The 19,964-nt window shown below is 49.1% G+C and carries 14 protein-coding genes; 3 read left to right on the top strand and 11 right to left on the bottom strand.

Going from position 1 to position 19,964, the window contains the following annotated elements; genetic code table 11:
* Positions 1-68: 68 nt before the first annotated feature.
* From NYE54_RS22535 to NYE54_RS22550, 4 genes are all read right to left on the bottom strand, one after another.
* A complete protein-coding gene (locus NYE54_RS22535; RefSeq protein WP_339266303.1) occupies positions 69-3,293 on the bottom strand; it encodes a cellobiose phosphorylase in 3,225 nt (1,074 codons plus the stop codon).
* Positions 3,294-3,399: 106 nt separating this feature from the next.
* Positions 3,400-4,410 (bottom strand): LacI family DNA-binding transcriptional regulator, encoded by a 1,011-nt coding sequence (locus NYE54_RS22540; RefSeq protein ID WP_076325049.1) that lies wholly within the window; start codon positions 4,408-4,410, stop codon positions 3,400-3,402.
* Between the two features lie 153 nt (positions 4,411-4,563).
* A complete protein-coding gene (locus tag NYE54_RS22545) occupies positions 4,564-5,772 on the bottom strand; it encodes an SLC45 family MFS transporter (protein WP_339266305.1) in 1,209 nt (402 codons plus the stop codon).
* Between the two features lie 4 nt (positions 5,773-5,776).
* Complete coding sequence (locus NYE54_RS22550; protein ID WP_339266306.1) at positions 5,777-6,514, bottom strand: glycerophosphodiester phosphodiesterase; 738 nt, start codon at positions 6,512-6,514, stop codon at positions 5,777-5,779.
* A 224-nt stretch (positions 6,515-6,738) separates the two neighbouring features.
* Here NYE54_RS22550 and NYE54_RS22555 point away from each other — a divergent pair, with 224 nt between their 5' ends.
* Together NYE54_RS22555 and NYE54_RS22560 are read left to right on the top strand one after the other, a co-directional pair.
* Positions 6,739-7,203: a MarR family transcriptional regulator gene (locus NYE54_RS22555; RefSeq protein ID WP_076325052.1), complete on the top strand. Its 465-nt coding sequence runs from the start codon at positions 6,739-6,741 to the stop codon at positions 7,201-7,203.
* Positions 7,196-8,434 carry an MFS transporter gene (locus tag NYE54_RS22560; protein WP_339266307.1) on the top strand — a complete coding sequence of 413 codons (1,239 nt, stop codon included), beginning with the start codon at positions 7,196-7,198 and terminating at the stop codon, positions 8,432-8,434. The genes NYE54_RS22555 and NYE54_RS22560 overlap by 8 nt, the downstream gene beginning before the upstream one ends.
* A 192-nt stretch (positions 8,435-8,626) precedes the next feature.
* On the opposite strand, the gene NYE54_RS22565 is transcribed toward NYE54_RS22560, so the two are convergent.
* The 5 genes from NYE54_RS22565 to NYE54_RS22585 form a co-directional block, all read right to left on the bottom strand.
* Complete coding sequence (locus NYE54_RS22565; protein ID WP_339266309.1) at positions 8,627-9,907, bottom strand: MFS transporter; 1,281 nt, start codon at positions 9,905-9,907, stop codon at positions 8,627-8,629.
* A gap of 110 nt (positions 9,908-10,017) precedes the next feature.
* Positions 10,018-11,721: a methyl-accepting chemotaxis protein gene (locus NYE54_RS22570; protein ID WP_339266311.1), complete on the bottom strand. Its 1,704-nt coding sequence runs from the start codon at positions 11,719-11,721 to the stop codon at positions 10,018-10,020.
* 312 nt (positions 11,722-12,033) lie between these two features.
* Positions 12,034-14,364 (bottom strand): RNA polymerase recycling motor HelD, encoded by a 2,331-nt coding sequence (gene helD, locus NYE54_RS22575; protein WP_339266313.1) that lies wholly within the window; start codon positions 14,362-14,364, stop codon positions 12,034-12,036.
* 294 nt (positions 14,365-14,658) lie between these two features.
* Positions 14,659-15,717, bottom strand: coding sequence for an aromatic acid exporter family protein (locus NYE54_RS22580; protein ID WP_339266314.1), 1,059 nt, complete (start codon positions 15,715-15,717; stop codon positions 14,659-14,661).
* A 107-nt stretch (positions 15,718-15,824) separates the two neighbouring features.
* The gene (locus tag NYE54_RS22585) at positions 15,825-16,514 is read right to left on the bottom strand and encodes a phosphatase PAP2 family protein (RefSeq protein WP_339266315.1); all 690 of its coding nucleotides are present in this window, start codon (positions 16,512-16,514) and stop codon (positions 15,825-15,827) included.
* 180 nt (positions 16,515-16,694) lie between these two features.
* On the opposite strand from NYE54_RS22585, the gene NYE54_RS22590 reads away from it, so the two are divergent.
* Complete coding sequence (locus tag NYE54_RS22590) at positions 16,695-17,339, top strand: SDR family oxidoreductase (protein WP_339266317.1); 645 nt, start codon at positions 16,695-16,697, stop codon at positions 17,337-17,339.
* A gap of 187 nt (positions 17,340-17,526) precedes the next feature.
* Here NYE54_RS22590 and mnmH read toward each other — a convergent pair whose 3' ends face one another.
* Both mnmH and selD read right to left on the bottom strand, forming a co-directional pair.
* Positions 17,527-18,579, bottom strand: a complete 1,053-nt coding sequence (gene mnmH / locus NYE54_RS22595) for a tRNA 2-selenouridine(34) synthase MnmH (protein ID WP_339266318.1) — start codon at positions 18,577-18,579, stop codon at positions 17,527-17,529.
* A gap of 39 nt (positions 18,580-18,618) precedes the next feature.
* Positions 18,619-19,671 carry a selenide, water dikinase SelD gene (gene selD / locus NYE54_RS22600; protein ID WP_339266320.1) on the bottom strand — a complete coding sequence of 351 codons (1,053 nt, stop codon included), beginning with the start codon at positions 19,669-19,671 and terminating at the stop codon, positions 18,619-18,621.
* Between the last annotated feature and the right edge of the window lie 293 nt (positions 19,672-19,964).

Here is a 19,964-nt window from a genome sequence, read left to right on the forward strand (position 1 = left end):
GAACTTCAAATAACAGTAAATAGACCACCCGATTCTTGCCGGGTGGCCTGTTTGGCGTTCGTTTCCCTCTATTTCAATACAGCATGAATTTCTCGGATGTTCCCGTTACGAACTTCATGAGCCAACGTTCCTGTAAGGAGGGGTCCATCCACCTTGATCGAATCCCCTCCCACCGTGATGAGAGTTAATCGCTGAATCGTAACGCCGTCCTGGCCATACGTATTTGCTGCGCGCTCGCTGCGATACGTCACCTTGACGGAACCAAGAAAGGTGAACGACACTTCTTGATTCTCGTCAAACAGCCAAGCCGGAAGCAGTGGGTTCAGATGCAGCTGAAGCTGGCCGCCTTCGTAACGGAATACCTTCTTCCCTGCCATCATCGTAATCCACATGCTTAGGAATTCGGCCGTCGATCCGCTAAGCCTTGCCACAAAACCTCGTCCATGCACGTGAGGATCCGGATTGACGCTGCTGGCAATGAACGAGGAATTCTCCAGCGTGCTGCGTCCATAAACCGCCGGGTCCAGAAAAGGGACAAGGGATGTTTTGATTTCCGAGAAAAACTCGTCATACAATCCGGCTTTTAATAATGAAAGCAAGTATTTATAGGTCATATGCAAAAATACGGATTCCCGCTCCAGCCACCCGGCTGTAAATGCACGGATGCGTCCGATTTCATCGGTTTCGCCTCCCAGGCTGACGGACGTTTTATACATCCCCAGCGCGGGATCATACAGATCGGAAGCCTTGATCCGATCATACATCGTTCTCGCCTGGCCTTCATCAGCGAGCTTCATTCCGCGGGCCGGTGCCTCCAGAAAATGCGGGAGCGCATATGCCTTGAATTCAAGCACTTTTGCCGCGGGCAAACCATAGCGGGTGATCACCGGGTTCCCCGCTGCATCCCGAACCTCTTCAAAGCGCTCGGCTTCAAAGCGGAAATACGTTGGCACGATTCCGCCTCCCATCTGCTCGGCACGCTGAATCCCTTCTTCGATTTTGTCCAAGAATGCCGCGTACATGACCTTCACGTTTTTCACCGACATCTCAACCTCCAGACCGCTGATCCCGTACCGGACCGATGCACGATAGGATTCACGCTGCCCCGCTACCAAGTCCCAGTAACCGAATGAATCCAATGAGCCGGACTGATATTGCTGTACGGCTTCGTATACACTACCTAAATAAGACGCGATCTCCTCCGGTACCTGAATCACTTGATGGCCACACCGCTCGGCCGCATCCACGATAAATGCGACCAAACGCTTCAATTCCATCGTTTCGCTCATACCCGATCCAAACAGTCCCGGCAAGCCGTTCATTGCGTCATTCCAGCCCGGCTTGTTCGCCTCCATCTCTACCCCCATCCCGTAAGGATCGAGTGTCGCCATTTTATTGAGGGACAATGAGATCATTTTGACAAACAGATTCGTGCGGTACATGCCGCCTAATCCGCCATCTACCCGCAGCCATTCCGCCGCGTTCCGTTTTCTGCCGAGCTTATTCAGCTTCTCCTCGTCCTCCAGCAGAGCACCATATTGCCGAACCTTGCCTCCTTGACTGATCACAACCTTCTCACTCCGCGGAAGGACGTACACCGGGCTGTCAAAGAACGTATACGTATTCTCCTCAAACAATAGTTCCTCATAACGGTCGGGATAAATATTCAAGTAGGTATCAACTAAATCCATATTATACGTCCAATGATCCGACCAGAACCCTTCCCCGAACGAAGCTGCAAAATACTGATCGGATATCGTCAACAGCCCGGATAAGAACTGTTCCTCGCTAATCTCCAACCTGATGGCTTGATCCGAAATCGCGTTGATGATTTTTCCTGGCGTATAGTCCCCGGCGCATGCCTTTGTCAGCTTCTCATAATCTTCCTCAGCCGCGGAAACGCGCAGCAGCTTTTGCAGCTCCTCCTCCTTCCCTTCACTCACGCGAAATTTCGTCCCTTCTACGCTAAGCGGGTTATAACCGTCGGCTTGAATGAGACTGAAAAACATCCGGATATTGAACGTGCCCACCTTCGGGTTAAAAAACACGTCATTTCGTCGATTCTGATTCATATCCCGGAAATTGCCATTCCCTTGTGAATAGTACTCCGGCGCAAGAGAGAAGAAGTTATAATCCCGCTCCAGATCCCCATGCTTGCGGGAGTATAGATGGACAACGGCCCCTTCCTTCCCGTTATCGAATAGGAATGGATATCCGCCCCGCAGAAAATTGTCCAGATAGGACTGACGGCTATATTCGTCAAATAGGGGTAATCCCGTTTTGGTGGCCACATCCGCGGTTAATTTCCGGGTCAACGCCGAGGCCTCCTCGCGTTTACGGAGGATATAGGCAGGAGAACACAAATCTTTGGAACGTTTATTGATTTTACCGATATCGTTCACATGACCAACCAGTGTATAAACGGTCGCCGTCTCCCCAGGCTTAAGCTGAGTCGATAATCCGCTGAATCCGCATGGTACTTTGTTCACGGCATAAGGCGTGGCGTTCATCAAAGATTCCACCGAGCTCACAGCAAATCGATCAGGGTGGATCAAGGAAGTGTTTCCGCCAAAGATCAGCTCAAAGTCTACAAGGGGTTGGAGCAGCTTCCCATGCTGATTAAACGACAGATAGAAGTGACCGCTCGTAACTTCGCTGACTTCCGCCTCGTCGTGCGTACTGGAGCGAACTTTATAGAACGGGATCCCCTGATCCAAGTTCTCCACTTCCATCCAGCTCCGCAGTAGATTGCCGACCTCCTTGTACCCGCTATTCTCGACACCGTAAGGCAGAATCTCCGGCATGCCGTCCAGCAGTTCAAGCGATACAGTCCCGGCTCCGATATTCGTTACGCTGACCTCGCGAACAAGGGCGGCAAAATCCTCACCGGGCAGCTGAAAATACGACACCGAAGTGCGAAGTCCTTTACCGGCATGCTCCTCCTCAATGACCAGCTCATTCTGACGAATCAGCATCGTTCTCTTCGCTTTGGAATCCGGCTGAAAGGATTGGAACGGCTCATAAACGGGCGCTGTCCCCGCCATCTTGATAAACGTGCGGAAACCGGTAGTCGAAACATTCTTATACGAGATATTCGCAGGGGAAAATTCCATGATTGGCGAGTTCTTATCGCGTATGCCGAAGCTGCATATCCCCTGCCCCCGATTCACATAAAAGGTCCACATCGGAATCCCTTTCAGGCCTGCAATTCCGGGCAGAAAGCTGGAAAACGGTTTGGCAAGATCATACTGCTCGATAACAAAGGTATCCTTCTCAAAACGATAATTTGACATGTTAGATCCTCCTTTAATGGGTCATAATCGACTCAACTCTAGAGTCCGATTACTTTCGAAACCGGTTTCGAAAAATGGTAAAAATGATTCCTGCCTTATATTTCACCTAGGTGACCGGGTGGCAGGATTCCCGGATAATCAATTGAACTGGCAGCATAACCGACTTTACTGTTGCGTCTTGCTCTTCGATGGAAGAAAGAAGGAGCTCCGCCGCAACGGTGCCCAGTTGCTCCGTATCCTGGCGTATGGTCGTTAACGCAGGGGTGATGTAACGGGACATTTCAATATCATCAAAACCAATGATGGACACATCTCCCGGTACATGCAGGCCATGTTCCTGAACGGCACGTATCGCTCCAAGTGCGAGTAGATCACCTGCCGCATAAACAGCAGTCGGCCTCTCTCTAAGCCCCAGCAGCTTCTTCATGGCTTCGTATCCGCTCTCGGTGGAGAAAAAATCGCTGCCGGTTATGTACTCTCCCCTTAGATCCAGGTCAAGCTCCCGAAGGGCTTGCTCATAGCCTTGTTGGCGCTGTTCGCCTGCAAACGTATTCAATCCGCCCGATATATGGGCAATTCTGCGATGTCCGAGCGAATGCAAATATCGAAGTGCCTGCATGCTCCCTCCGATATTGTCGGAGTAAACCGAATGCACATGTTCCGGTGACGAATCCAGAATGACGCACGGAATGCCGCTATCCAGCAGCTCCTGGAAATCGGGATCCTCGCTGCTCGACAGAATGACGACCACACCGTCGACGCCTCGGATTTTGCAATGCTCCACATAACTGCTTCTTCGGCCGCCGACATCCTTGGAGATGAACATCAGATCATACCCTTTGGATACGGCAATTTTCTTAAAGCTTTCGATAACAGCTCCAAAATAGGGGTGACGAATCCCTGCTCCAGTGGCTTCTACAAAAAGAATACCAATGGTCCAGGATCGTTTCGTTGTAAGCGATCTGGCGTTTGCGTTTGGAAGATAGCCCATTTCCTTCGCGGTCGCCAGGATCTTGGCTCTCGTCTTCTCCCGGACATCCGGATAGTTGTTGAAGACTTTGGACACCGTCGTAGGCGAATAGCCTGTTTTCTTGGCAATATCATAAATCGTAGTCAACCTTGGAATCAGCTCCTGCACCTTCGCCGGCATATTCTAATTCAAATCTATCTGATATTAGATTCTACCTGTCCTGGCAGGCTCTCGTCAATGTTATTCCGCACGGACGGACTAGCAGGAGCCGAACCTTCGGTTATCCAAAAAACAAATCTTCTAGGACAAGCTGGCAGATGCGGTCTGCGGTTTTGCAGGACTTGCCGTTTCCTTATGGCGAATCATCAGAACGCAGATCAGCGCGAGCAGCATGCTGCCAGCGGCACAATAAAACAGAATCGAATATCCCATGCCATCAATGAGCTTGCCCAGCAGAGGCGGTGACGAGATCGCCGCCAGCGAGGATACCAAATAGTACATTCCTGTCCGCGTCCCAATGCTGTCCTCCGATCCGGTAGATACGATAAACGGATAGGAGTTAATATTGATGCAAGCCCAGAATAACCCGCCAACAGTCAGCAATACACGGAGCAACAGCATTGATTCAACCCATGGTACAAGCGCAAAGACAATCAACAGCCCGCTGACGCCGATCAGAATCATCCGTTTCTTGCCGAATTTACCGCCGAGCCATCCGCTTGGAATGGCGAACAGAACAAAGGCGAGTGAAAAAAACGTTAAGGAAAAGGAAGCCTGCGATTCCGTTAGCCCCATCTCGTTCTTCCCGTACAGAGTAAACAGCGTCTCAACTCCCTGATAAGCGACAAACCAGAAAAATATAGCCGCCAAGAGCAGCACCGTCGTCCGATTGAGCTGACTCTTAAAGGAAACTTTAGTTTTGGCTTCCGTCTGAGCCTGATAGCCTGGAGCGTCGCGCTTCTCCTGGATAAATGTTCTCAAAATGAACAACGACGCCAGCGTTATGCCGGCCGCTGCAATAAAAGGTAGGGAGCGATGAGCGCTATACAGTACCGAGCCCACGCCAAAACCCAATATAGACCCTATGCCGCCCATAAAGTTAATGATGCCGTTGGCCCTCGTGCGTCGTTTCTCCTCCGTAATATCCGGCATTAGTGAAACGGTAGGCGAACGATACAGGCTCATAGCCAGATTCATGAGGACCATGAACAGTATCAATGTTACCATTCCGGTGTGAAACGGAATGATTGCGGTAAACAGAGCGCCAAGCGGCATTCCGATGAGCAGGTAAGGCATTCTTCTGCCATACCGGGTATGAGTACGGTCGCTTCGACTTCCAATCCATGGCTGCAAGAACAAGGCAAAGTAATTGTCGATCGTCATAAAAAAACCGATCAGTGCGACACTGGATATGTAATCCTCCAGAAAATAGGGCACAAACGCATTGTAGAGCGCCCAGGTAATGCTAATGCTGAAAAAGCCAAAGCCCAGCAGCCATGTTTTTTTCACAAAGTCACGCTCCCTTGGTTTGTAGCAATCCCCCGAGTACATCCGGATAATCCGTAATAATGCCAGCCACGTCTGCATCGATCAAGGCTTTCATCTGTTCCTCGTCATTGACAGTCCACGGGTGATAGACAACACCATGCTGCTTCGCTTCCGCTACCCATTCCGGTAGAACTGCGCGATGGTATGCATGAAGCGCATCCGCTTTAGCCAATTTGGCATACTCCCACGGTTTGTATAACCCTTCTCCATACAGCAGGCCGGTACGGATTTCAGGATCAATATGTTTGCACTCCACCAGGGAATAATGATTGAAACTTGAGATGACGATTTGCTCTGACATTTTGTAGTGTCTTACGGTCTCGATCACGCGCTTTTCCAGCTCAGGATATTGAATCGACCCGTTCTTCAGCTCAATGTTCACGATCGTGCCACGGTTTTTCGTTAATTCCAGCAGTTCTTCCAGCAGCGGAATCCGTTCCCCTTGAAAAGCCGCTCCAAACCATGAGCCTGCGTCCAACTTGGCCAGTTCGTTGTATGTATAATCTTTGACTAGCCCCTCAGCCCCCGTGGTACGGGCAACACTCTCATCATGGATCAGAACCAGCCTTCCATCCTTCGTCATCTGAACATCGGTTTCAATCCCGGTAGCTCCCTGCTCCAAGCCTTTGGCAAAGGCAGCCATCGTATTCTCGGGGCATATAGCCGATGACCCGCGGTGTGCAAAATTAATCAATTGTGACATTTGTACTTCCTCCTGAGTGGTTAGAAATTGGTTTGTACTATAAATATAGCTCGCAATTGTTAGAGCTATGTTATCATTCCATTTTTCATATTCCACATCGTTTTACGAAACCCTGTCATGCAGACAATTAATTTTTTGAATGGTTTGACTGATTTGCATGTCAGGCATATAATTGTTTAGACAATTATTTTTGAAAACTTGAAATGAAAGGTGTGACTTGTTTCTTGAAAGTACCTAAACGCAACCCCTCCATCGGTTTTCATCTGGGTTACACCTACCGCCGCGCATCCCATTTGTTTGCTAACGCCTTGAAGCCCTATGATATCACCCCTGAGCAATGGCTGGTGCTGTACCACATCGGAGAGCACGAAGGGTTAAATCAAAAGGAAGTTGCCGCCAAAGCGGACAAGGACCAACCGACCACTACCCGCATTTTGGATCTGCTCGAGAAAAAAGGATACACCCGCAAATCCGTTTCGGTAAACGACCGAAGAGCTTTCCAGCTCTATTTGACGGATACAGGCAAACAATTGATCGAGAAAACCACAACGATCGAAAGTCAGTGCGGAAGCCAGTTAATCGAAGGCATTGACGATCATCAATTAGAGATGTTCTGGGACACACTCTCACGCATCAATACCAACATACACAACTTAGAGAATAACAGGAGTGATGTTTCACATGAATGAAATAAATTCGAAACAACGATTATGGACCAAAGAATTCATCACCTTGATGGTCAGCAACCTGTTTCTGTTCCTGACCCTGCAGATGATGCTGACCACGCTGCCCGCATACGCCAAAGAGGCGTTTATGGCAAGCCCGCTTCAGGTCAGCCTGATCACCAGCTTGTTCGCCTTCAGTGCGATCGCTTCCCGCTTCGTGTCAAGCAAAGCGCTGGAAAAAGGAAAACTGCGCCTGCTTCTGTACGTCGGGCTGTTGATATCGCTGGCAGCCACGCTCGGCTATTACTGGGCATCCGGCATCGCCTTTCTGCTGCTGATGCGCGTTTTGTTTGGCATCGGCTTTGGCATGACAAGCACCTCGTTTCCTACGATGGCTTCAGACGTCATTCCTATCAAACGACTGGGCGAGGGCATGGGGTATTTCGGATTATCCACTACCCTCGCCATGTCGATCGGCCCGATGATCGGCTTGACGCTCCTGCAAGACGGGGGTTTTACACCGCTTGTGGTCATCACCGTCATCATCAATGTACTTATCTTCCCACTCGCCTACGTTCTGACGTTAAAATCGGCAAAACGAAACACGGAGCGCCCCTCAGCAGTTAAACCTCGAGTGGAGGAACAACCGAAGGGCTCATTCAATAAAAAGCTGATTCTACCCAGCGTCCTTAATTTTTTGATGTCCATTACGTACGGCGGGCTGCTGAGCTTCATGGCGTTGTTCGGCACCGAGGCTCACCTCCGGAATCCCCAGTATTTCTTCTTGTTCAATGCCATTGCCATCATTCTGGTAAGGCCGTTCTCCGGCAGAATCTATGACCGCTATGGACACAAGGCGCTGGTTATACCCGCTGCTGTTCTGATGGTCACCGGTTTGTTGTTGCTGACCTTCGCCTCATCGACGGGAATTATGCTGTTATCGGCATTATGTTATGGCCTTGGCTTCGGTGCGATGCAGCCGTCCATCCAGACCTGGATGATCCAGGAGGTTCATCCGCTCCAGCGCGGCATGGCCAACGGCATGTTCTTCAACTCCCTGGATTTCGGTGTCGCTATCGGCTCTATCGCGCTCGGCTCCATCGCCAAATCCACTTCGTACACGATCATGTACCGATATTCAGCCATTGCGTTAGTGCTGTTGATCCTGATTTATATCGTCATGCAGGCAACCGGCAAATCGCGCACTAAAGCTACATCAAAGCTTGAGGATACCGAACCCACCGTTGCAGGATAACGGGGGTTCGAAAGCGAATCCAATTTTTTGGCATCTCTTTGATTTCATCCGAATATTTTGCATGCATCAAGCTCTGACCTACCGGATCGGACCCGGATGGATCATGCGGAGCCGTTTACTCGATTATACGAGTGGACCTTCGTTCCCTATGCTCCCGATCCGTACCCGAATATGAGAGAAAGGTCTTGTCCATTATTTATGGACAAGACCTTTCTTTTTCAAGCCCTGCGGTTTCTTGAAATCCACTCGGTATGAATTCCCTCCGGTATCGTCTTCCTTCGCCTCCGGCTTCACGGCGAATAATGTAAGCAGGCCACCTACAGCCGCGACGGCTGCCAACGTGCCGAACAGCACCCAATGATTCGCCCCGAGCAGCAGTGAAACAACTGGCGGACCGAGCGATACGCCGATAAAACGCATACTGCTATATAGGGAGGTAATGGTACCGCGCTGCTCCTTCTCAACACCTTCCGTCAGCAGCGTGTCCATGCATGGCAGTACCATCCCGATCCCGATGCCACCAAGCGTCATCATGCCGACTACAAAATAGATCTGTGCACTAAATCCGGTTACGATCAAGGAAGCCGTCAAAATGGCCATGCCCGCGAAACCGGTCCACTTCTTAGCCGCTTTATTTTTGCCCGTAAATTTACCGGCTAAGTAAGATGAAAGACATAACAAAGCTAGCGGAATCGCAAGCACCAGCCCTTTCACCACACCGTGTAAATGGTAAGTGCTTTCGAGCGTTTCCGACAAATAGAAAAGAACGCCGAACACGCCAAACATCGCGATGCCGCCGATGGCAAATATCGCATACAGCCATCTTCCCTTCTCGTGCAAAACCTGCTTGGTTGTTTTTAAAAACTCGCGAATGGATTGTTTGTCGTTGTCGTTCGACTTCGGTGTCTTCACAAGAAAAATGACAAGCACGATAGAGATCAAGCATAGAATCGGAATAGCTATAAAGGGCAAGAACCAAATAAAACTTCCGAGCAGGGCACCCAGTATCGGGCTAATTACCTTGCCAAACGTATTGGAGGTTTCGATAATACCCAAACTCTTACTAACCTCTTCTTCCTCTTTAAACATGTCACCGACAAGCGGAATGACAATGGGGAATGCCCCGGCAGCACCAATTCCCTGCAGAAACCGACCCGCCAAAATAACGTAATATGCCGCTGTCCCGCTCAGCATCCAAGCTGCTACAGCCGAGACTGCTCCGCCTAACGCCGCAATAATTAAGCTTGGGATGATGATTTTCTTTCGTCCATAACGATCCGATAAATAACCGGCAATCGGAATCAGTAAGATGGCTACAACAGCATATACCGTTATAAGCATACTGACTTTGAAGGAACTGATCCCCAGAGCTTTTGAAATCGACGGCAAAATGGGAATCAGCATGGAATTTCCCAACGTCATGATAAGTGGTATGGATGCAAGGGCAACCAGATCCCATTTTTTGTTTTCCATGAGAGAAAGACCACCTTTGCGTTATCTGTCATCCATATTGTAGGTTCTTTTACCCGGAATATGCATGATTGCAAGGTGGCCGTTTTTTCCCATATGCAATTTTTCCTTATTTATACTTTAAAGCCGGACATCAACTGCCGCAGCTTGCTGGACATTACGTTCAAATCCTCAACGGAATTTGTAATTTCCTCCATAGAGGCCAGCTGCTCTTCCGTGGCTGCACTGACGCTTTGGGTTCCACCTGCCGTTGTCTCCGTGACCTCCTGAATTCTGCGGATGGCATGAACAAGCTCTCCTGCTCCGGAGTCCATCTGTTCAGTTGCAACAGTGACACTCTGAATTTGTTCGTTCAATTCGCCGACGGATTGCTCAATATCCTTAAAGGCTCTCTCAGCTCCTTGTGCCACGTTCATTCCCTCGGTCACTTCGCGGGTGCCCTGCTCCATGACGCCGGCCAATTCAACAATATCCTGCTGAAGCTCATGGACGAATTGTCTGATTTCGACGGAAGAGTTTGAGGCCTGATCAGCCAATTTTCGGACCTCAGCCGCTACAACCGCAAAACCTCTGCCATGCTCACCTGCCCGAGCGGCCTCAATGGAGGCATTCAAGGCAAGTAGTGATGTCTGCTCTGCAATTTCGATTATGATCTGTCCCATCGCTCCAATGTTGGAGGCCTTTTCGCCGAGCGCCCGCACCGATTGCGCAGATTGATCCACACTGGTGCGTATGCCTTCCATCTGAGCCAGCGTATGTATAAGTGCCTGTTCCCCTTCAGCCGCAAGTTGGTTCGTCGTTGCTGCCAATCCGGAGACGTCTTGGGCGGCATGCGCGATATGTTTCATGCCTTCCGCCATGTCCGTTACCGTAGCTGTCGTTTCCTCCGTATCCTGAAGCTGGTTTTCTACCCCGGCCGCCAGCTCTTCCATAATCCCAGAGGTTTGCTGAGAAGCTTGACGGATTTCCTCGGTCGTGGAGTGCAGCGTCGAAGCTGCGACACCAACTTTGCCAGCCGTATCCTGCACCTGTACGACAAGCACCCTGAATCCATCAACCAGTTTATTGTAGGCGTCGGCTACCGCCCTGATCTCATCTTTCGTAGTAATCTGTAATCGGGTAACCAGATCACCACCGCCCTCGGCAATCTTCAAAAGTTGTTCGCTCATCTGATTCAAAGGACGAATCGAGCGAATAAGAAGATATCCCTGTATCGCAAAATAAGCGATACCTGCTATACCGATCAACATGATCACCATGTTCTGAAATCTGCTGCTGTCCGCAATCTGGTCAGCCTGCTTAGCCAAGGCTTCATTTTTATGCACCGTAAATTGGGCGATAAGCGTACTGAAGGAATTACGCACTTCCCGTTCCTTGCTAAACGCAGCCTCATATACCCGGAACGGCACAGCCTTGTAAAAACCGGTATCGTACCCCAATTTGCTCAATACCTCGTTAACGGCTTCAGAATAAATGACATATCCGGTTTCAATCTCGTTAAACACCTTAAGGTCTTCCTCAGCCGTCATCAAGCCTTTGGTTTCAGCCATAAGTTTGGCAACGGACTCCTGTTTCGCTTTCAATGAATCTGCAAAGGTCGAATCTCCGGTCAATAGGTAGCCCCGCTCATCATTAGAGACACCAGTCAATAGGGTCTCCAATTGCGTCAGGTTATAAATGACCTTCTGATCCACTTCAATAATTTCGCTGAACCTCTTCTCCGTCATGTTCGAAGTGATGAACGCGATGATTACGATAACCACCGTAACCGTTGCAAGAATCGTAGACGAAAGAATTAATTTTGTTTTTATCTTCATCCGCAAGCACCCGACCTTTGATATAAGTAATAGACCCCCAATCCTTTTTTCGTCAAATTTGTGTCCAAAATGAATAGACTCGGCGGTCGAGAAAACACTTTTCCCGAAAATAATTGAAAAAAATTATTAATCACCGGTCAAATCATCATAAATATTGGATAACTCCCTCCTTATGGTATAAAGCATACTCCCTATCTCACCCTAAATAGGTTTCCGTTTTTTTCCTTTTCCATGAAACATGTTTGGATTTCATATAACAATCATGAAAAAAAAGGCCTGCCTAAGCCGTGGCTCAGACAGACCTTTATTCATTTAATATTCATCCGGGATAAAGTGGCTTTTTTCCCCGATATGATACACATGAAGTTTGTGCATGGCACGCGTACATGCGGTGTAGAACAGCTTGCGGTCGCTTTCGCGATGGTACACATCCTCAGAGCCGTTGTATATGATCACCGCGTCGAATTCCACGCCCTTGGCCAAATAGGCAGGAACGACAAGCGTTCCTTTCTCAAAAGCCGGAGTGGTTTTGGCAATTAATCGTGTTTGTATATCTGCTGACAACTGCTCGTGTACGCGTCTACTCTCCTCTTCTGTCCGGCAGATCACCGCGACGTACTGGAATCCCTGTTCATGAAGTTCACGGATATCAGAGACAATCGCTGCAAGCAGGTGTTCTTCATCGTTCACCGCAACCACACGCGGAGCTTCGCCGCTTCGATTAAATGGAACGATCCGCTCCCCGCCCGGTATCATCTGCCGCGTGAAATCAACGATTTCATACGTGGACCGGTAGCTTTGCGTCAGATTGATAACCTCCGTATCCTCCTTGCCGTACAGACTTACCAGATTTTCGAGATTGCCGAGTGCCTCTCCATGTGCATAAATCGCTTGATTAAGGTCTCCCAGCACCGTCATTTTCGCTCGTGGGAACAATCGCTTCAGGAATTCCAGCTGGAATCCGGAATAGTCCTGTACTTCATCAACAATGACGTGTCGAATCGACGTGTTCGTGCGGAAACCTTGAAGCAGCTCCTTCAGATAGAGGAACGGAGTCGTATCCTCATACAACAGCGATTTGTTGTCCAGTGACGCAACGGTAAGATTGCAGATTTCTTCCCAATAATCCGGGAGCATCTCCAAATTTCCGGCCGCCCGGCGAAATAACGATTCATCCGTATATAGTTTTCGATACATGCCCTTCACATCCACATAACGGAACCGCTTGATCCAGCGTCTGACCGGCTTGAGCCGATTGCTGATGACCATTTTGGCAAGGACGTCCCTTTCCTTATCGAAATCGTCAAACGTGTCTGCCTTCCGGTTTTGCTTACGTCTCATCGTTTGAAAGGCCCGTTGGTAATCCTCCGTATCCAGCAGCTGGATTTGCTCCTCCACCCACGGGGCGTCTTTTTCGCTCTGAGCAAACTCCGACAGGCGTTTCAGCATCCACTCTTTCATGAGGTCGATACGGCCAGCAAGCTTAACCGCCGCATCATAACCATAGAACTGCGCGGACATTTCGTCGGAGCTAACGATAACCTTACCTTGGAATACGACCGGCTTAAAGAGCATCCCGTCCTGTTCCAGCAGCTCCTTATATCGTCTGATGGTGTCCAGATAAGCACCCGAGGATTTATAGGATATACTCTGAAGCCGTGCCCGGTAACGCGGCGAATCGTCCGCATTCAGCAGGGTTTCCGTCTGCGTGAACACGTCTTCGAGCTCAAACTCTTTGCCGAGCCGATGCTCCAGATAGGACTGAAAGGTCGTCTGCTGCATATTGTCCTCGCCAAGCTCCGGAAGCACCGTGGATACATAACTGTTGAACAGCGGGTTCGGTGAGAACAGAATCATCTGATCGGCCCGAAGCGTCTCCCGGTACTTATACAACAGATAGGCCACTCGCTGCAGTGCCGCTGAGGTTTTGCCGCTGCCAGCAGCCCCCTGAACGATCAGCATGCGGGTTTTGTCGTTTCGGATGACGGCATTCTGTTCCTTTTGAATTGTAGCTACGATGCTCTTCATCCGATCATCCGCGCTATGGCTGAGCACCTGCTGGAGCAGCTCATCCCCGATCGTTACACCGGTATCAAACAATACCTTGATCTCGCCGTCATGGATGACGAATTGGCGCTTAAGCAGCATTTCGCCTTTGACCGTACCCGAAGGCGTTTCATATTGGGTCGGACCGGGTGCCCCGTCATAATACAAGCTTGATATCGGAGCCCGCCAGTCGTAAACCAGAAACGTCTCCATATGTTCATCCAAAAAAGATCCTGTCCCCAAATAAATGGTTTCCGTCTCCGTGGTTCCATCCTCTTGAAAATCAATGCGTCCAAAGTAAGGGGATTCCACAAGTTTTCTATACTTTTTAAGCAGCTTGCTGGATTGCAGATGAGCATGCTCACGTTCCGCGAGCACCTGCGACTGCTGTCTCAGGTTGGTGGACGTTTCACCCAAATCGTCCGGGTTGCTGAAGTTGACCGTTACTTCGTCCCAAAAGTCTTTCCGCATATCAATAACGACTTCACGGATATCTCCAACGCTCGCTTCCAGCTGAGATATTTTATTACCGATTTTCGTTGTCACTTCCGTTACCCGTGCCTGTTCTTCTTTCCAATCCTGTTCGCTGATAGCCATTTGTTCATCCCCCTAATATACTGGTTGACAGCGCAAGTTGCCTGTGTTATAATACAATTGTGATATTCTAACCACGAATCCTAATTTTAATGACAAATCATTGCTAATTATAACAATGAGCCCCGTATAATTCAACATCGAATTTCAGAACCGACCCACCGGGCGGTTTTTTTTGCGTTTATATACAATACCATTCCCAAAGCTCACTGCCAAGAGAAATCATCATAAAACTGGTGCATGAAAACAGCCGATCAAATATGGCATCTTGATCGGCACCCTCATGGTGAACTTCACTTATTTACGCAGCCACGAGAACAAGACTTCATCCTGCTCTTTATCATCCGTAACGCGGCTGATATGATCCGCCACACGGTTCAGCCGGTCAAGCTGATATCCGTAATCATACATGGAGGCAGCCACCACTGACAGCCGAAGCCCCCCGGCATTGGCGCCTGGCCCGCACATCACCTGCTCCATAAACGCTTCATTGTTCTCCGCCATGGTCTCAGCTTCGTCCTCATTCGGTTTCAGTTTATCTTCGAATTTCCACAAGATATGCTCATGGTACTTCATTAACCGCTCTAGATTATGATCAAACTTCTCGTCGATTTCTTCGGATCGTTCCGCCTGAAAATAGTGGTTCTCCACCGCATCCAGTACTTCATACCCCTTACGAAGGGATTGGAGCAATTGCTTATACACCACTAGCTGCCTTGCTTGACTGTACTTGGCCCGCTTTAGCTTCCTCTGCTCTTCCTCAAACAAATTGTATTTGTCGGACAACGATTTGATCGCCGATTCCAGCTCCTTCTTCTCCGCACGATACACCGAATCCTTCATTTCATGAGAGATGGCCGTGCGCAGCAGAAGTGACATTTTGCCAAATACAATATGAATCCGCGTGATGTACTGTTCCTTGGGTTTCGGGGGAAACACAAGAATATTGATAAGAAATGCAGATATGATACCGATAATCGTCAGAATAAAGCGATTGAGTGCAAAATCCCATTGACCTGAAGCTTCCATCACAGATATTACCGTGACGAGCGTAAGTCCGATGGTCTCACCCATATTCAGCTTCATACAAATCATAATCACTAAAACACACACCAAACCGACGGAAATAGGCTGATTCGATAAAAAGTATCCTCCGAGCATCGCCAGAATCGCACCGAGCGTACTGGTCTGCAGCTGGTCCAGGAAATATCTCCACGACCTATATATGGATGGCTGCATCGCAAAAATCGCGGCTATGGCGGCAACAACAGGGGATTTAAAGTCAAAGAGCATGGCTAAATAAAGAGCCAGCGTCACGGCTAAGCCGGTTTTGAACATTCTTGCTCCAAACGCCACAGACAGCCCTCCTTACCGAACCCAATTTCACATCTATGGATACACACCATGATACATACTCCTCCGTTTGAACCGCTATTACATGAATTACCCTTGCGCTTCCAATGTTATGCAGTTTCTGATCCAATCCTATCTTCCGGGTTGGCCCGCTTCCCCATCCTCTTCTCGTAAGATCGGACCAGAAAGCCAAGCCAAGCGCAAGCAGCCAAATATCCGCCAAGAATATCGCTTGGATAATGGACCCCAAGATAGACTCTGCTTAGTCCGATGCCCAGAATCATGACGACGGAGATGGATATTAAAGTCCCTCTCCCCGCCCTGCTGTCGATATGTCTCCACAGCAAGTAAGCCAACACGCTGTAGAACGAGAAGGCAGCCATGGAATGTCCGCTGGGATAACTATATCCCGTAATTTCAATTAAGCGGTGGATGTCAGGCCTTGCCCGTTGAAAGACCCATTTTAATAATACATTCAGAATAGATGAACCGAAGACGACCACAATAAGGAGAAGGATCTCCGCGCGGTGCCCCAGTACCCAATATAGCACGGCGATTACAATCAGACATAACATAATCACCGGTCCGATAGAACCTATAAACGACAGCCCGATGGCGATATCCGTGATAAGCGGCTGCTCCCAGGCTTGTACCGTTGTTATGATCGCCATGTCAAACGTTTCCAGGCCTTGCCGCTTTACCAAAGCTGCCAGCGTGACAAATCCTATGAGGCTGATCATCGATATGAGAAAAATCCAACGTTGCCTTCCTGAAGTCGGGTGTAGCTTCTGTCCGCTCAACTCTCTTTTCTCCTTTGCCTTTGTTTCGAACCCGTGTCAATTGGTGAAAACAAGATAATATCATTTTCCCGAGATAAAGGAAAGTACATTTGGGATATACATGAAATATCCCGTAGTCTATGTCAAAATCGCAATGATTACTCTTTCAAGGAAATTTTTACCGCAAAGGAGCATGTCCACATGAAGATTCTCGTTGTCGGTGCCAACGGCCAAATCGGCAAACAGCTTACACATCTGTTGCAAGACCATGAAAGATATACCGTGAGAGCAATGGTACGAAAAGAGGAACAGGCCGCCCCATATCAAGCCGCCGGAATAGAGTGTGTTCTTGCGAACCTGGAAGGATCGGTCGAGGAGCTTGCTGATGCGGCGAAGAATTGCCAGGCGGTGGTATTCGCTGCCGGCTCAGGCGGAGCTACCGGATACGACAAAACCCTGTTAATCGATCTGGACGGAGCCGCAAAAATGATCGAAGCCGCCGAGCAGGCATCTGTTTCGCGTTTTGTGATGGTAAGTGCGCTTCAAGCCCATCATCGGGAATTTTGGAATGAGGAGATCAAACCGTATTATGCCGCCAAGCATTACGCGGATCGCATGCTTCGTCAGAGCAGCCTCACGTACACCATCATTCGTCCAGGAGGACTTACAAATAGACCCGGTACCGGTCGTATTACCGCTGCGGAGGATATCCAGGGCGGATCAATTCCGCGCGAGGATGTAGCACGAACGATTCTGTTATCCTTGGATGAAGAAAATACCTTCCGTCGTTCCTTCGATCTGATTTCAGGAGATACTCCTATATCCGAAGCTTTATCCTCTATTTAAAGAGAATGCCTTTGCCAAAAAAAAATCGCCCCTTAGTATAAGCGGTACGGTTGTATCCGCTCATACTTCAGGGGCGATCTTTCAGTTCTGGTTGAATAATATAACCAGCTCACAATAAAAGCAGTCCATGCCGACGCAGCGCATAGATCGTGAATTGCTTCGTCAAATTAGATTTTGTTTTGTTATCTTACGCGCCTGTCTTCTGCAGCATTTGATTCCGCAATATATCTTTTACCGCATCCACAGCTTCTTCCACCCGGTCCACCGCCACAACGATAGGCGTGCTTCCCTCATATTGGCTGAAAGAGTGATTATACTTGGGATCATAATAATGCTCGAGCAGCAGCTGTATTCCCTGAGCAAATCGACCCTCTTCCAACGACTTGCCGATTTCCGCAGCGATAGGTGTGTGGATCCTGCTTTTGATTAACTGGAAGGCTGCTAAATATTGCTCTTTAAAAGCAGCAGGGTTGTAATCCTCCAGAATCTGACGAACACGCTCGGCCATCGGCAGTTCCAACACGATGGCTACCCCAGACTCCTTCTTCTTCATGAGGAAATCGGGGACGACAATTTTGCCAATCCGTTTGCTCTCCGCCTCAAATAACAAATACGGCGCAGATTCCAGTTGCTTCAGCCGCTCAACCAATCCCGAATCAAACGTCTTCTGATTATTCGCCCGGAGACCGATATGTCCAAATATCGAGCCGCGATGTCCTGCCAGCCCTTCCAGGTCCACGACCGGGTAGCCTTCCTGCTGAAGCTGTCTAAGCACTGCGGTCTTGCCTGTGCCTGTCAATCCATGAAGGACAAATGCTTCTGCGTCCAGACTCTTATGCTCCAGCGTATCCAGCACATACTTCCGGTAAGCCTTAATCCCGCCCGTAATTCGGTTGACATGGATATCCATTAAAGAGAGAACGGTTGCGGCGGTCCGGCTGCGCATGCCGCCCCGCCAGCAATAGACCGCCTTATCCCCTTCGATCTCCTTGAATTGCTTCACAAAGCTCGGGAGCTTGGCCGACATAATGGCAAGTCCACGCTCTTTAGCCGCATCCACGCTCACCTGTTTATAAATCGTCCCGATCTCCGCCCGTTCTTCATCATTGAAGACCGGAATGTTCAGACTTCCCGGAATGGTGGAATCCCTGTACTCCGAAGGGGAACGGACATCAATCAAAGTAATCTTCTTCTTGCTTTGCAGTTCCATTAATTCTTTTACGGTGATGTCTTGAAACATGTCTGTTCGCTCCTTTATTGATACAAAACCAGATTCCCTTTATAACTCAACGACAATGCGATTCGGATGGTTATCCACGACCTCACCGATTCTTCCTGCTTCCAGACCGGCTTGGCGAAGCTCTGACAGAAGCTGATCGGCCTGCGAGCCATCAACCGCAATGAGGAGTCCTCCTGAAGTAACGGCATCGCACAATATCCACTTATCAATCTGGTCCATGCTGTCCGGGAAATCCACGTCGTCCTTCACGTGATCATAGTTGTTTTTTGTACCGCCTGGAATAACACCACCATCGGCCATCTCTCGAACCCGCTCCAGAATGGGAACAGAAGGTTTAGAAATTCGGATCCCCGTGCCGCTTCCTTTTGCCATTTCAAGCGCATGGCCAAGGAGACCGAAACCAGTCACATCCGTGCACGCATGCACCTCATAAGGTTCCATGAGCTCAGCTGCCGTTTTGTTCAATGCCGCCATCACGGCGGTAACTCGGCGAATCTCCTCATCGCTTAACAGATCTTTCTTGATGGAACTCGTCAGGATACCCACGCCGATTGGCTTGGTCAAAATCAATGCATCGCCTGGCTTAGCACCGGCATTGGTCCTTACTCTGTCCGGATGGACAGTACCTGTAACGGCAAGGCCGAATTTTGGTTCTTTATCATCGATGGAGTGCCCGCCAACCAGGGTTACCCCCGCTTCCTTCAATTTATCCCCCGCACCTCTCAAAATATCCGTCAATACCTGCTTGTCCAGCGTTGAGATCGGAAATGCTACGATATTCAAGGCAGTCAACGGCTTGCCTCCCATGGCATAAATATCGCTGATGGCATTTGCTGCAGCCACTTGTCCAAAATCATAGGGATCATCCACAATCGGCGTAAAGAAATCGACGGTCTGAACCATAGCCAACTCATCCGTGAGGCGGTATACGCCAGCATCATCACTTGTATCCAAACCAACCAATAAATTGGGATTCGGCTCGGCTTGCGGGAGCTTGCGAATGACCTGTGCCAGGTCCGCAGGTCCGATCTTGCATCCGCATCCTCCTTTAGAGGAATACGAGGTTAATTTTATTTTCTCCGATTGACTCATCACGGGTCTTCCCTTCGTCTTAAGAGTTAATTTTAACAAAACACATGCAACAACCCCGGCGTGGATGCATAAAAAACGTCTCATCTACCCCGGGGATAATCTGATATTTGTCCGTTTACTAACACTTGTGATCACACACAATATCTATATTATAAGAAATCGGCTGCTCCAAGTCTAATGGTCTTCCTATTTCTTGCAATTACCGGGAATATCTTTCTTCGTTCTGTCCGCAATGTGATATACTAATTGATTGGATATGTAAATCATTTCACAACACATCGGGGGAATATAGA

This window comes from Paenibacillus sp. FSL K6-1330, assembly GCF_037976825.1.
Taxonomy (GTDB): domain Bacteria; phylum Bacillota; class Bacilli; order Paenibacillales; family Paenibacillaceae; genus Paenibacillus_AQ.